Origin of the sequence: Allosaccharopolyspora coralli (assembly GCF_009664835.1) — a bacterium.
Taxonomy (GTDB): domain Bacteria; phylum Actinomycetota; class Actinomycetes; order Mycobacteriales; family Pseudonocardiaceae; genus Allosaccharopolyspora; species Allosaccharopolyspora coralli.
On record NZ_CP045929.1, the window covers coordinates 4,106,287 to 4,119,218 of the forward strand.

The following is a 12,932-nucleotide window of genomic DNA, read 5'->3' on the forward strand; positions in this document are numbered from 1 at the left end:
GTGCCCACGTACACGGCGTTGATCAACCCGGTCGCGGGTGGCGGGCACGCGCTGCGCGTGTGGCGGCCGGTCGCCGACCTGCTCGCCTCGCGAGGCGTCGAGGTCTCCGAGGTACGCACCCGAAGCGCACAGCACTCCATCGACACCGCCGCCGACCGCGCACAGCGCGGCGAGACGGTGATCGCCGTTGGCGGCGACGGCCTCGTCCGCGACGTCGCCGCCGGAGTGTTCGGGTCCGGGAGCGCGATGGCGATCGTGCCCGCAGGCCGCGGAAACGACCTCGCCCGCAAGCTCGACCTGCCGACCACGACCGGGGCGCTCGCCGCGATGCTGGAGACGGGTGGCACCCGGCGCGTCGACGTGATCGAGGCGGCCGGACAGGTCGTACTCGGCAACGTCTACGTGGGAATCGACTCGGTGGCGACCGAGGCCATCAACAACACACGCTGGCTGCCCGGCCGCCTCGTGTACCGGCTCGCGCCCGTCGGTGCGATCTTGCGCTGGCAACCGCCGGAGTTCCGGCTCAGCACCCCGGAGTGGTCGCTGAAGCGCACGCTGCACCAGGTGGTCGTCGCGAACTCGGGGCGTTACGGCTACGGACTGAACATCGTCCCGTCTGCACGGATGGACGACGGGACGCTCGACGTGCTCACCGTCGGGAACGCCCCGAAACGCAAGGTCGTCCGGTTCATCAACAGGGCGAAGACCGGGCGGCATGTCGACTCCGAGGAGGTCGAGGTGCGCACGACGACGGAGATCACGCTGGACGCAGACTCCGCCGTGCCGGTCCATGCCGACGGCGACTACCTCGCCGACCTCCCCGTCACCATCCGACTGCGCCCCGCCGCCCTCGACCTCGTCGTTCCGTAACGTGAGGCGAACGGCACTTTCGCCTCACGAGACGAGGCGAAAGTGCCGTTCGCTCCAACTGATGTGGCAGGAAGCAAGCGACTGGAACGGCTCGCCGCTGAGGACGCCACCCGTCGGAGCCGTCGCAGTGCGAGAGCTCGCGGCCGTCTCCCGCAGGGCCGACAACCCCGCCTTACTGGGCGCCCCCGACCTCGACGTGGACACCGCGACGTTGCTACAGGACTTGGACGCCGAACGAGCCGACCGATGATCGTCGTCGATGCCTCGGCCGCGTTGTCGGCACTGCTCAACGCAGGCTCGGCAGGAAAGCGTTCATTCACCAACAGCTACACGTGCCTCACCTGATCGACCCCGAACTCGCGAGCAGCCTGCGTCGCAGAGTCTCCGCCGATCAGGTTGACGCGCGAGCGGCCTGGAACACCTCCGCGTGTGGCAACGGATGGGGTCACGCGCTACGGAATGTTCTCCCTGCTCCACCGGGTGTGGGAACTCCGGCAGAACATCTCCGCCTACGACGCTTCCTACGTGGCCCTGGCCGAGTTCCTCGATTGCGATCTCGTCACCGCCGACGCAAGGCTCGCCCGCACTCCCGGCACCCGTTGCACCGTCGTACCCCACTGATTTCACGGGGCGAACGGCACTTTCGCCTCACCACACGAGGCGAAAGTGCCGTTCGCGCCGGTCAGCTCACGGGTTCGATGATCTCCGGACGTGACTCCGGGGCGGCCGAACGCTTCGCGTCCGCCGCCTGATCGTCCGGCTGGGACTGCGAATCCCGTTCCGCCTCGACGCGCGCGGTGTAGACGTCGACCTCGGAGCGGATGCGTTCTTCGTTCCAGCCGAGCGCACGTCCCATCAACCGGGCCACCGGGTCCGCGCAGTCCACCCCTCGATGCGGGTACTCGATCGAGATCCGCGTACGCCGGGTAAGCACGTCCTCGAGGTGCAACGCACCTTCGTGGCTCACCGCGTACGCGACCTCGGCCATCAGGTAGCCCTGCGCGTTCGGCACGGGTTTGAGCAGCTCCGGATCCTCCTGCGCCAGCGCCAGGATCTCGTGGATCATCGAGCCGTACCGGTCCAGAAGGTGCCGGATCCGGTACGGGTGCAGACCGTGCTGCGTCGCGAGCTGGTCGGCCTGGTTGACCAGCGCGTGATACCCGTCGGCACCGACGAGCGGCACCTGGTCGGTGATGGACGGTGCGATGCGGTGCGAGACGTCGTTGCCGATCGCGTCGATCGCGTCCGCGGCCATCACCCGGTACGTCGTGTACTTGCCGCCGGCGATGGCCACGAGCCCCGGCGCGACGTGCGCGACCGCGTGCTCGCGGGAGAGCTTCGAGCTCTCGTCGCTCTCCCCCGCCAACAGCGGCCGCAGTCCCGCGTAGACGCCTTCGATGTCGTCGTGCTTGAGCGGCGTGGCGAGCACGGTGTTGACGTGTTCGAGCAGGTAGTCGATGTCGTGCTTGGTCGCGGCGGGATGCGCGAGATCGAGGTTCCAGTCGGTGTCCGTGGTGCCCACGATCCAGTGACTTCCCCACGGAATGACGAACAGGACCGATTTCTCGGTGCGCAGGATCATGCCGCTCTCGGCCACGATCCGGTCGCGCGGCACGACGATGTGCACGCCTTTGCTGGCACGCACCCGGAACCGGCCGCGACTTCCCGACAGCCGTTGCAGCTCGTCGGTCCACACGCCGGTCGCATTCACCACGGCCTGCGCGCGGACCTCGGTCTCGGCGCCGGTCTCGGCGTCGCGGAGCTTGACCCCCGCGACCCGGTCGGCTTCCTGGAGGAACCCGGTGACCTGCGTGGACATCCGAACCACCGCGCCGTAGCGAGCGGCCGTGCGGGCGACGGTCATGGTGTGGCGGGCATCGTCGGCCTGGGCGTCGTAGTAGCGGACGCCGCCGATCAGCGCGTTGCGCTTCAGCGCAGGAACCATCCGCAGCGCCCCAGCACGGGAGAGATGCTTCTGCCCCGGCACCGACCGGGCACCGCCCATCGTGTCGTAGAGCAAGAGCCCCGCGGCGGTGTACGGCCGCTCCCAGAGCCGTTTGGTCAGCGGGTACAGGAAGCTCACCGGTTTCACGAGGTGCGGCGCGAGCCGGGTCAGCATCAGCTCCCGCTCCCGCAGCGCCTCCCGAACGAGTGAGAACTCCAGCTGTTCGAGGTAGCGCAAGCCACCGTGAAACAGCTTGCTCGACCGGCTCGACGTTCCCGCAGCGAGGTCGCGCGCCTCGACGAGCGCTACCCGCAGACCCCGGGTCGCCGCGTCCAGTGCCGCCCCCGCACCGGTCACGCCGCCACCGATGACGACGACGTCGAAGTCCTCACGGCCGAGCCGCTGCCAACTCGTCTCGTGCTCGGCCGGGCTGAGCCTGCCGGACAGGCGCACCGGGTCGGGACTGTTCACCGCTTCGGACACCAGCGACCTCCTCGGTCGGATCGGTCCACCATCGACGCGCACGTTCCCGGTGGTCATCATGACGGACGGCCACGCGGTGCGCGCGCCGCACTTGTCGCCGTCGCTCGCGGCGCGCGGACGTCGGCGCCGCGCGAGCGCAGCACGTCGACGTCGGCCTGCGCGGTACGCGAGTCGACGAGGACGATGTCGAAGTCCTCGGCGGGAGCGACCGCGTGCAACGCCCGCCTGTGGAACTTCGTGTGATCGACGTAGAGCACGCTGCTGCTCGCGGACTCCACCATCGCCTTTTTCAGCTGCACCATCTCCTGGTGCGGGTAGCAGCAGACGCCGTCGGTCACGGCCGACACGGACATCACGGCGAGGTCGACGCGGATCGCTCGCACCGCGTCGAGCGCGACTCCGCCGACGAAGGCGTCCGCCCACGGCAGGAAGTCGCCTCCGATCCCGATGAGGTGCACGCCCTGCTTGTCCGCGAGCTCACCGAACACGCCCCGGTGGTTGGTGACGACCGTCAACGGCGCCTTCTCCGGCAACCGCTTCGCCAGGTGCACGCCGGTGGTCGAGTCGTCGAGCACCAGTGCGTGACCCGGTTCGACCAGGTCGAGCGCCGCCTCGGCCAGCTCCTGTTTCTCCGCGACGTTCTGCTGCATCCGGTACTCGGACGCGGCTTCGTAGAGCAACGACGACGCGGCCGAGACCTGGCCGCGGTTGCGGTGTACGAGCCCTTGTGACTCGAGATCGGCCAAATCGCGGTACACCGTCATCGCGCTCGCGCCGACGGTGGAGACGAGATCGTCGATGTGCAGCGTGCCCTCGGCCATGACGAGCTCGGTGATCCGCCGTCTGCGGTCCTGCTGCTTGTCAGAGGGCCGACGGGTGGCTTTCGTTCGCCGTCGTGCCATCGCCCCACCCTTCCGCCCCGGGAGGCCCCGTCCCGGCTCGTCGACCGGTTCACCAACCCCGAGATCTCGACATCTCACGTTCAGTACGATAAAAACACCATTCAACGACGTGAGCAATGTGTTCTTTCACGCCGTTGGTGTGAGATGAGGCGGTGCCCGCTGTCCTCGGACAGGTGTCAGCACCGGCTCCCGGTCGGCCACGCTGCGCAGCTCGTGCGGTGTGCCGGCGCGTGCGGTCCGTTGCGAAACGGCACGGCACGCTCGTACGAGTGGCGGCGGGCGTCCGAAGGTGCTGCCATGCGCTGAAACCGCGTAAGCGATTCATCCACGTCGGACAGTCCGGCCCACACGGCCGGTAGGGACGACGACGGCACTAAGGGATCGACATGAGCTTGTGGGAGATCTTCTTCTCGGAACTGGTGGGCACGTTCATGCTGACCCTGCTCGGGTGCGGCGTCGTGGCCAACGTGACTCTGCGCGACACCCTCGGCAACAGCGGCGGCTGGCTACTGATCAACTTCGGCTGGGGCATCGCCGTCTTCATCGGTGCGAGCATCGCCGCGCCCAGTGGCGCGCACATCAACCCGGCGGTCACCGTCGGCCTGGCCGCCAACGGTCAGGTCGAATGGGCGCAGACGCCGGTCTACTTCCTCGCACAGGTCATCGGCGGTTGCCTCGGCGGTATCGCCTGCTGGGCGGCCTACAAGCTCCAGTTCGACCAGAATCCCGACAACGCGAACACGCGCGGGATCTTCTGTACCGGCCCGACGATCCGCAACGCGCCGTGGAACGTCGTCACCGAGTTCATCGGCACCTTCGTGCTGGTGCTCTGGATCGTGCTGAACCCGGGGATCCAGACCACCGCGGGCGGCGAGATCGAGTTCAACAACAGCGCGCTCGGGTACGCGGCCGTGATGTTCGTCGTGGTCGGTATCGGTAACTCGCTCGGTGGCCCCACCGGCTACGCCATCAACCCGGCCCGCGACCTCGGTCCCCGCATCGCCTACGCGATCCTGCCGATCCCCGGAAAGGGCTCGGCAGAATGGGACTACGCGTGGATTCCCATCGTCGGCCCGTTGCTCGGCGGGCTCGTCGCCGGCCTGCTCGGGCTCGCGCTGCCGTCGATCTGATCCGCGCACGACCGTTCCGCCGAAACCCCGAACGTCCTCGCCGAAACAAGGAAGGCACGGCATGACCTCCTACATCGCGGCCATCGATCAGGGCACGACGTCGACCCGGTGCATGCTTTTCGACCGTGGAGGAGGTGTGGTGTCCTCCGACCAGGTCGAGCACCGGCAGATCCTCCCGCGGGCCGGGTGGGTCGAGCACGATCCCGACGAGATCTGGGCCAACACCCGCAAGGTCTGCGCGGGGGCGCTGGCCAAGGCCGACATCGTCGCCTCCGACGTCGAGGCGGTGGGCATCACGAACCAGCGCGAGACCACCGTGGTGTGGGAGAAGGCCACCGGCAAGCCGATCTACAACGCGATCGTCTGGCAGGACACCCGTACCGACACGATCGTCAACGAGCTCGCCCGGGGCGAGAAGGGGCAGAACCGTTTCCAGGAGACGACCGGGCTGCCGCTGGCGACATACTTCTCAGCCACCAAGATCCGCTGGATCCTCGACAACGTCGAGGGCGCCCGGAAGCGGGCCGAGAACGGGGAACTGCTCTTCGGCAACATGGACACCTGGGTGTTGTGGAACTCCACCGGCGGTCCGGACGGTGGTGTGCACGTCACCGACGTCACCAACGCTTCGCGGACGCTGCTGATGGACCTGCGGACGTTGCAGTGGGACCCGGACATCTGCGCTCAGATCGGGGTGCCGATGTCGATGCTGCCCGAGATCAAGTCGTCCTCCGAGATCTACGGCCGATTCCGCGAGCGTGGCGTCTTCGGCGGACTGCCCATCGCGGGCATCCTCGGCGACCAGCAGGCCGCCACGTTCGGGCAGGCGTGCCTGTCGCCCGGCGAGGCGAAGAACACCTACGGCACCGGGAACTTCCTGCTGCTCAACACCGGAACCGACCTGGTCCTCAGCGAGAACGGTCTGCTCACGACCGTCGGCTACAAGATCGGCAACGCCGCCACCGTGTACTGCCTGGAGGGCTCGATCGCGGTCACCGGTTCGTTGGTGCAGTGGCTACGCGACAACCTCGGCCTGATCGGCTCGGCGCCGGAGATCGAACAGCTCGCCTCCGGTGTGGACGACAACGGTGGCGCCTACTTCGTGCCCGCGTTCTCCGGGCTGTTCGCCCCGCACTGGCGCTCGGACGCACGCGGGGCGATCGTCGGGCTCACCCGCTACGTCAACCGGGGGCACCTCGCGCGCGCCGTGCTGGAGGCGACCGGGTTCCAGACCCGCGAGGTCATCGAGGCGATGAACGCCGACTCCGGTGTCGAGCTGACGTCGCTGAAGGTCGACGGCGGCATGGTCGTCAACGAGCTGCTGATGCAGTTCCAGGCCGACATCCTCGGTGTTCCGGTGATCCGGCCCGTGGTCAACGAGACGACCGCCCTGGGTGCGGCCTATGCGGCAGGGCTCGCGGTCGGGTTCTGGGAGAGCGAGGCAGACATCCGCTCGAACTGGGCGAAGGACAAGCAGTGGGATCCGAAGCTGGCGCAGGACCGGCGCGAAGCCGAGTACCGCCAGTGGCAGAAGGCCGTCACGAAGACCTTCGACTGGGTCGAGTAAGGACCACACACCTCGTCTCGTGAGGCGAACGGCACTTTCGCCTCACGAGACGAGGCGAAAGTGCCGTTCGCTCCATCAACTCAACGAGTGAGCCGCCAGACGACGTCCACGCCGACTTCGGCGGAGGTCACCGGCTGCTGCGGCGGGCTGCGGCGATCGACCTCGGTGAAGCCGAGCCGACGGGGAATCGCGCCACTGGCGATGTTCGCCTCGTCGTGAACGATCTCGACGTGGTCGGCACCGATGCGCCACGCTTCGTCGATCAACGCAGCCACCGCGCGAGTCATCACACCGTGCCCGGTGTGTCGAGGGTGCAGCCAGTAGCCGATCTCGAGCCCGCCCGCGCCGATACGTGCCATGAGCTCACACGCTCCGATGATCGCACCCTGACCGGACAGAATGGCGTAGCTGAAAGCCCGCCCCTCGCGCCAGCATTCGTCGCTTCTCGACAGGAACTCCACCGCCTTGTCGTGCCCGTAACCGTTGGCCCACGCCATCCACGGGGTGAGGTGATCGTGCGACTCGGTGACGACTCGGAGGGCCTCGTCGACGTCGCTGTGTTCCCACCGTCGAAGGTCGACTCCGTCGTGGTGCAACTTCTCGCGCGGCGTGTCCATGCGTCGCCATTGTGCTCGCACCGCCACCGGCGAGCGAACGGTTATCCGAGGCCGTAGCCGTCGGCAGACGACCACGGCCACCCGCTCACGATGCCAACTCGGACTCCAGCACGTCGACAGCCGTGCGGATCCCACCGGAAGCGAGGATCTCCTCCCGCATGGCCGCGACCCTGCGCTGAACGTCCACATCGGACGAGACGTACTCCAACGCCGATCGCAATGCTTCCGGTGTCGCCTCCGGCAACGGAACGTGCTTGCCGAGGCCGAGCTCCTCGACGCGCGCGGCGTTGGCGAACTGCTCGGAGACCCAACCGACACCGATCTGCGGCACACCGCAGTACATCGCCTCCATCGTGCCGCCCATGCCGGAATGCGTGATGAACGCGTCGGCGTGTGTGAGGATCCGCAGCTGCGGCACCCACCGATGTACTTCCACCGTGGATGGAAGCGGTCCGATCTCCTCCGGCTCCACGTGCTTGCCGACCACGAGGACCACGTGCCACCCGGAGTCGGCGAACGCACGCACGCAGTCCCGGAAGAACTCCGGTTTGTTCGTGTAGGCCGAGCCCAGCGAGACGAGCAGAACGGGCCGGTCCTGCGGCGGCTGCCAATCACCCTGGAACGCACGTTCGGTGAGCATCGGCCCGACGAACGTGACGTCGCCCTGTACTCGGTCGGCGTAGTACTGGAAGCTGCGCGGGATGGTCGCCAACGATCGGCTCGGAGTGATCATCGACTCATAGGTCAGCGCCGAACCGTAGGAGTCCAGGAACGCCCGGAAACGGGCCCGGAACTCGGCCATCCCCGGCGCCTGCTCATCGATGCCGAACACGTCCTCGAACCCCTCGAACGGGAGGTGTGTCGGCGACATCGAGAGACTGGGCACGCCCCACTTCTCGGCGAGCACCGGCGCGTGCTGTGCGCCGATGTCGTGGACGACCAGGTCGGGGCGGTCGCCCTCGTACGCGGCGTCGAGCTGCGGCACCACCTGGATCGCCTCGTCGAGGAACATGTTCGACGCCTCGACCATGTCATCGGTCCACTCGTCACCCTTTTCTCCGGTCGGGAGCAGACTGGTGTAGCCGACGTGTTCGGCACCGGCCTCCACGACCTGCGGGGCGAACGCCTTCGGGACGGCGTAGGTGACCCGATGTCCCCGCTCGACGAGTGCGGACACCAGCCCCAGCCCGGGATTGACGTGACCGTGGCCGGGGATGTTCATGAAGGCGATGTGCGCGGGATTCTTGGTGCGGTAGGCGTTCTGCGTGTTCAAGACGAGCTCCGTTCTCGCCGCGACAGGTCAGCGGCGTGTGCAGAAAGGCAAGAAAACAAGCGCGCGGAACATCTCGGACGATGTGAGGCGTTCACGCGCGCACGACGCTGCCGAGCGGCCGTCAAGCGGTGCGCTGACGCGGCTCGGCGCGATGATCAGAGGTAGAACGGAAGCCCTGCACCCATGCCGACAAGCATACGGCAGCGTGAGTCTTTTTGGTTGCTATAGCCACCAAAAAGACTCACGCGCCCGGGCGCTGGTCGGGGGGTAGCTGGCACGCGGGCGTCGTTCCGGGGAGCCGCGAGCGGTTCGCGGCGACGATGCGGTAGACGAGCGCGGCGAAGGAACGCACCACCGGCAGTGCGAGCACCCGCCCCACGAGGGAGACGGGGAAACGCGCACTGCGCAACAGATCGGCGACCGCTGCCGCACCCCCGGAGACGCGGCCGTCCGTGCCCACCCAGACGACCTCCCGTTCCGCGCGGGCGCAGGTCGTGCCGAGCGCCGCGAGATCGGCGGTCTGCCACGGCGTCACCCGAACCCGGACCGGTATCCGCTCGACCAGCCGGACGCTGCGAGTGCAGAACCCACAGTCACCGTCGTAGATCAGCACGGGCGTCGTGTTCATTCGACACTCCCCACGGGTCGCGTTCACCGACGAGTGTCCTCGCATGAGCACAGCGAAGCGCGCTGCCGCCGGCACCGCACCAGCGACGGTTCCCCCGTCGACCAGCTCAGTCCAGGTCGTCGTGGCCCATGAGCTGCCGTCCCGCCTCGGTGAGCGAACCGGACAGGGACGGATACACCGAGAAGGTGTTGGCGAGGTTGTCGACCGTGATCTGATTCTGCACCGCCAGGGCGATCGGCAGGATCAGTTCACTGGCGTTCGGCGCGACGACGACACCACCCACGACTACGCCGGTCGCGGGACGGCAGAAGACCTTGAGGAAGCCGCGCCGCAGGCCTTCCATCTTGGCACGCGGGTTGCCCGCCAGCGGCAGCGTGACCGTGCGCGCCGGGACTTCGCCGGAGTCGATGGCCTGCTGGCTGATGCCGACGGTGGCGATCTCGGGATGGGTGAAGATGTTCGCCGCGACCGTCTTGAGCTTGATCGGTGCGACGCCCTGACCGAGTGCGTGCCACATCGCGATGCGCCCCTGCATTGCCGCGACGGACGCCAGCAACAACAGGCCCGTGCAGTCCCCGGACGCGTACACGCCGGGAACGGAGGTGCGGGAGACACGGTCGACCGGGATGTAGCCGCTGCGATCGGTCTCGATCCCCACTCGGTCGAGCCCGATGTCCTCGGTGTTCGGCACCGAGCCGACGGTCATCAGCGCGTGGCTGGCCTCGACGGTGCGGCCGTCGGCGAGGTGCACGACCACGCCGCCGTCGACGCGTTCGATGCGCTCGGCACGAGCGTGCTGGACGACCGCGGTGCCGCGCTCGGCGAACACGTCTTCGAGGACCTTGGCCGCGTCGGCGTCCTCGTGCGGCAGCACCCGATCGCGACTGGAGACCATGGTCACCTTGACGCCCATCTCGGTGTAGGCCGACGCGAACTCGACGCCGGTGACCCCGGAGCCGATCACCGCGAGGTGTTCCGGCAGGTCGGGCAGGTCGTAGAGCTGCCGCCAGTTGAGAATCCGCACCCCGTCGGGTTCGGCTCCCGGCAGAACACGGGGCGTGGCACCGGTGCCGATCACGACCACGTCGGCGGTGAGCTCCTCGTAGCCGCCGGCGCAGAGGTCGATGCCGATCTGATGCTGGGCGAGACCGGGAGACTCGTTGGTGAACCGGGCGCGGCCGGGGACGATGCGGACCCCTTCGCGGCGAACCCGCGTGCGGATGTCGGCCGACTGCGCGAGGGCGAGTCCCTTGACCCTGCCGTGGACGACGGCGACGTCCGGATCGGAGTCGGTCTCCTTGGTGCGGATGCCGAGTTCCTTGGCGTCCCGGAAAGCCGATCGGGCTCCGGCCGAGGCGATGAACGTCTTCGACGGCACGCAGTCGTAGAGCACGCAGGCGCCGCCGAGCCCTTCCGGTTCGACGAGCGTCACGTCCGCGCCGTGCTGCGCTGCGACCAGGGCCGCCTCGTACCCTGCCGGCCCGCCTCCCATGATCACGATGCGGGTCACTGCGCGTTCCTCCTGGGGGTTCGAACCTTGTGGGCCGCGACAACCGTACGCCGCGCCGTCGCCGGTCAGGGCGGGTGGTGCCGCTGGATCGAGTGATCTGTGTCCCCCTCGTGACGCGGTCCACCCCGACAGCACCCGCCGCGGTGGTTAGGCTGTGAGCGTGCCGCTGTACGCCGCCTACGGATCCAACATGGATCCTGCCCAGATGTCGGACCGCGCCCCGCATTCCCCGATGGCCGGAACGGGGTGGTTGCTGAACTGGCGGCTGACCTTCGGCGGCGAGGACTACGGCTGGGAAGGCGCACTCGCCACGATCGTCGAGCACGACGGCTCGCAGGTGTTCACCGTGCTCTACGACGTCAGCCCGGAGGACGAGCGGCAGCTCGACCGCTGGGAGGGCTCGGAACTGGGGATGCACAAGAAGCTGCGACTGCGGGTGCAGACCCTGGACGGGCCGGTGCTGGCGTGGATGTACGTGCTGGACGCCTACGAGGGCGGGCTGCCGTCCGCGCGCTACCTGGGTGTCGTGGCCGACGCGGCGGAGGCCGCCGGTGCTCCCGCCGACTACGTCGAGAAGCTGCGGACCCGCCCTTGCGGGAACATCGGCCCCTGATCCGGCGCTCACGCCGCACCTGAGAGTTCACTCGGCACCGGTGGTCGGCGCGCGAGGATGTCGGCGGCGGTTGAACCGGGTACCCAAGCCAATGCGAGCAGGCCGCTCGCTTGTCGCGTCCCTCTCCGGTCCCGACGCTGTGCGATCCGGTGCCGTACCGCTGCCCGCAAGCGCGACACTCCCTCCGGTGGGAGGAGAGTGAACGCGTCCTCCAGGCAGGCCAGTGCCGCACGTGACTCACCCGCACACAGGACGTCGGTGAGAGCGACGTCCAGCGCCTGCACCCGTAAGCCGTCGAGTTCCTGCACTTCGGCCTCTCGCACCCAGCCTTGGTGCACCACGAGGCCGGTCCTCGATCGATGCTGACGGTCGTAGGGAACGAGCACGTGCACGCGAGCGCTGTCGATGCTGCGGCAGCCGTGCATCGCGAGGGCGGTGAACCCGCAGAGCACGGATTGCGGACCGCAGCGCAGAAGTCCTGCGGCGGCGCGTGTGCGGGGATCGTCGCGATCTCTCGTCGGGACGAGAACGCCGGGCCAGAGCTCGGTCCAGGCGGGATCGGCGAGCATCGCTTGCTCGGCTCCGACACCCGAGTCGCGGCGTACTGCTTCACGAGTGAGGACACCGAAGAGCGCGGCGCACGGGTGGGCGGCGGACGGGGAGGCGATCTGTGTCGTAGTCACACAGGGAAGAGGACGGAACCGCCTGTTCTGATTGTCCCCTTTCGAGTGATCGTGGCGGTCCGGGCAAATCCGTTGCTCCGGAGTGAAACCGCCGGGACACTGCCTCCGTGCTGATTCGCCCGGAACGCCCGCAGGACATCGACGCCGTTCGAACGGTGCACACAGCCGCGTTCGAGCGCGACGACGGTGCGAGGCCGGTCGAGGTGGGGCTGCTCGACGCGCTCCGTCGGTGCGAAGACTGGATTCCGGCGTTGTCCCTGGTGGCTGAGCAGGACGACACCGTCGTCGGCCACGTCGTGTGTACGCGAGGCCACGTCGGCGGCCACCTCGCCCTCGGACTCGGACCGATCGGCGTGCTGCCGGCGAACCAGGGAAGCGGTGTCGGCGCGGCGCTCATGCACGCGGTCCTCGCCGCCGCCGACGCGCGCGGTGAGAGGCTCGTGGCACTGCTGGGCGACCCCGCCTACTACCGGAGATTCGACTTCGTTCCCTCCACCCGGCACCGGATCGACCCGCCGGATCCGACATGGGGACCGTACTTCCAGGTCCGCCCGTTGACGGCGCACGACGGCACCGTGCACGGAACGTTCCGCTACGCCGCCCCGTTCGCCGACCTCGGCGGCTGAGGATGCACAGCGCGCTCGTCAGGCGCGCCAGTGCCGCGTCGTCCACATCGGCATCGAGCCATCAGACGATACGGCGAGCGTGATC

At 68.3% G+C, this 12,932-nt stretch carries 14 protein-coding genes; 7 read left to right on the top strand and 7 right to left on the bottom strand.

Translation table 11 applies throughout. The features are described from left to right. From GIY23_RS19120 to GIY23_RS22850, 3 genes are all read left to right on the top strand, one after another. A complete protein-coding gene (locus tag GIY23_RS19120) occupies positions 1 to 870 on the top strand; it encodes a diacylglycerol/lipid kinase family protein (RefSeq protein ID WP_154077926.1) in 870 nt (289 codons plus the stop codon). Positions 871 to 931: 61 nt separating this feature from the next. Continuing rightward, entirely contained in the window at positions 932 to 1,120 is a 189-nt protein-coding gene (locus GIY23_RS19125; RefSeq protein ID WP_228717389.1) for a hypothetical protein, read from the top strand. Positions 1,121 to 1,329: 209 nt separating this feature from the next. Further along, positions 1,330 to 1,491 (top strand): type II toxin-antitoxin system VapC family toxin, encoded by a 162-nt coding sequence (locus tag GIY23_RS22850; protein WP_222850187.1) that lies wholly within the window; start codon positions 1,330 to 1,332, stop codon positions 1,489 to 1,491. Between the two features lie 61 nt (positions 1,492 to 1,552). On the opposite strand, the gene glpD is transcribed toward GIY23_RS22850, so the two are convergent. Both glpD and GIY23_RS19140 read right to left on the bottom strand, forming a co-directional pair. Further along, on the bottom strand, positions 1,553 to 3,355 hold the full coding sequence (gene glpD / locus GIY23_RS19135) for a glycerol-3-phosphate dehydrogenase (protein ID WP_154078977.1): 1,803 nt from the start codon (positions 3,353 to 3,355) through the stop codon (positions 1,553 to 1,555). Further along, entirely contained in the window at positions 3,355 to 4,200 is an 846-nt protein-coding gene (locus tag GIY23_RS19140) for a DeoR/GlpR family DNA-binding transcription regulator (RefSeq protein WP_154077927.1), read from the bottom strand. Before GIY23_RS19140 ends, glpD begins: the two co-directional genes overlap by 1 nt. A 386-nt stretch (positions 4,201 to 4,586) precedes the next feature. On the opposite strand from GIY23_RS19140, the gene GIY23_RS19145 reads away from it, so the two are divergent. Both GIY23_RS19145 and glpK read left to right on the top strand, forming a co-directional pair. After that, positions 4,587 to 5,330 (top strand): MIP/aquaporin family protein, encoded by a 744-nt coding sequence (locus GIY23_RS19145; protein ID WP_154077928.1) that lies wholly within the window; start codon positions 4,587 to 4,589, stop codon positions 5,328 to 5,330. Between the two features lie 61 nt (positions 5,331 to 5,391). Next, positions 5,392 to 6,897, top strand: coding sequence for a glycerol kinase GlpK (glpK, locus tag GIY23_RS19150; protein WP_154077929.1), 1,506 nt, complete (start codon positions 5,392 to 5,394; stop codon positions 6,895 to 6,897). A gap of 80 nt (positions 6,898 to 6,977) precedes the next feature. On the opposite strand, the gene GIY23_RS19155 is transcribed toward glpK, so the two are convergent. From GIY23_RS19155 to GIY23_RS19170, 4 genes are all read right to left on the bottom strand, one after another. Continuing rightward, the gene (locus GIY23_RS19155) at positions 6,978 to 7,514 is read right to left on the bottom strand and encodes a GNAT family N-acetyltransferase (protein ID WP_154077930.1); all 537 of its coding nucleotides are present in this window, start codon (positions 7,512 to 7,514) and stop codon (positions 6,978 to 6,980) included. 85 nt (positions 7,515 to 7,599) lie between these two features. Further along, the gene (locus tag GIY23_RS19160; RefSeq protein WP_222850188.1) at positions 7,600 to 8,787 is read right to left on the bottom strand and encodes a macrolide family glycosyltransferase; all 1,188 of its coding nucleotides are present in this window, start codon (positions 8,785 to 8,787) and stop codon (positions 7,600 to 7,602) included. Between the two features lie 241 nt (positions 8,788 to 9,028). Continuing rightward, a complete protein-coding gene (locus GIY23_RS19165; protein ID WP_154077931.1) occupies positions 9,029 to 9,415 on the bottom strand; it encodes a thiol-disulfide oxidoreductase DCC family protein in 387 nt (128 codons plus the stop codon). Between the two features lie 106 nt (positions 9,416 to 9,521). After that, on the bottom strand, positions 9,522 to 10,925 hold the full coding sequence (locus tag GIY23_RS19170) for an NAD(P)H-quinone dehydrogenase (protein ID WP_154077932.1): 1,404 nt from the start codon (positions 10,923 to 10,925) through the stop codon (positions 9,522 to 9,524). Between the two features lie 160 nt (positions 10,926 to 11,085). On the opposite strand from GIY23_RS19170, the gene GIY23_RS19175 reads away from it, so the two are divergent. After that, positions 11,086 to 11,538 (top strand): gamma-glutamylcyclotransferase family protein, encoded by a 453-nt coding sequence (locus GIY23_RS19175; protein ID WP_154077933.1) that lies wholly within the window; start codon positions 11,086 to 11,088, stop codon positions 11,536 to 11,538. 8 nt (positions 11,539 to 11,546) lie between these two features. On the opposite strand, the gene GIY23_RS19180 is transcribed toward GIY23_RS19175, so the two are convergent. Beyond that, a complete protein-coding gene (locus GIY23_RS19180; protein ID WP_154077934.1) occupies positions 11,547 to 12,221 on the bottom strand; it encodes a hypothetical protein in 675 nt (224 codons plus the stop codon). A 107-nt stretch (positions 12,222 to 12,328) separates the two neighbouring features. Here GIY23_RS19180 and GIY23_RS19185 point away from each other — a divergent pair, with 107 nt between their 5' ends. Continuing rightward, a complete protein-coding gene (locus GIY23_RS19185; protein WP_154077935.1) occupies positions 12,329 to 12,847 on the top strand; it encodes a GNAT family N-acetyltransferase in 519 nt (172 codons plus the stop codon). Positions 12,848 to 12,932 lie beyond the last annotated feature (85 nt).

Excerpts from the sequence above, each read along its gene's own strand:
- GIY23_RS22850 (WP_222850187.1), top strand. The coding sequence starts at position 1,330 with ATGTTCTCCCTGCTCCACCGGGTGTGGGAACTCCGGCAGAACATCTCC.
- GIY23_RS19125 (WP_228717389.1), top strand. The coding sequence starts at position 932 with ATGTGGCAGGAAGCAAGCGACTGGAACGGCTCGCCGCTGAGGACGCCA.
- glpK (WP_154077929.1), top strand. The coding sequence starts at position 5,392 with ATGACCTCCTACATCGCGGCCATCGATCAGGGCACGACGTCGACCCGG.
- GIY23_RS19145 (WP_154077928.1), top strand. The coding sequence starts at position 4,587 with ATGAGCTTGTGGGAGATCTTCTTCTCGGAACTGGTGGGCACGTTCATG.
- glpD (WP_154078977.1), bottom strand. The coding sequence starts at position 3,355 with ATGACCACCGGGAACGTGCGCGTCGATGGTGGACCGATCCGACCGAGG.
- GIY23_RS19155 (WP_154077930.1), bottom strand. The coding sequence starts at position 7,514 with ATGGACACGCCGCGCGAGAAGTTGCACCACGACGGAGTCGACCTTCGA.
- GIY23_RS19165 (WP_154077931.1), bottom strand. The coding sequence starts at position 9,415 with ATGAACACGACGCCCGTGCTGATCTACGACGGTGACTGTGGGTTCTGC.
- GIY23_RS19140 (WP_154077927.1), bottom strand. The coding sequence starts at position 4,200 with ATGGCACGACGGCGAACGAAAGCCACCCGTCGGCCCTCTGACAAGCAG.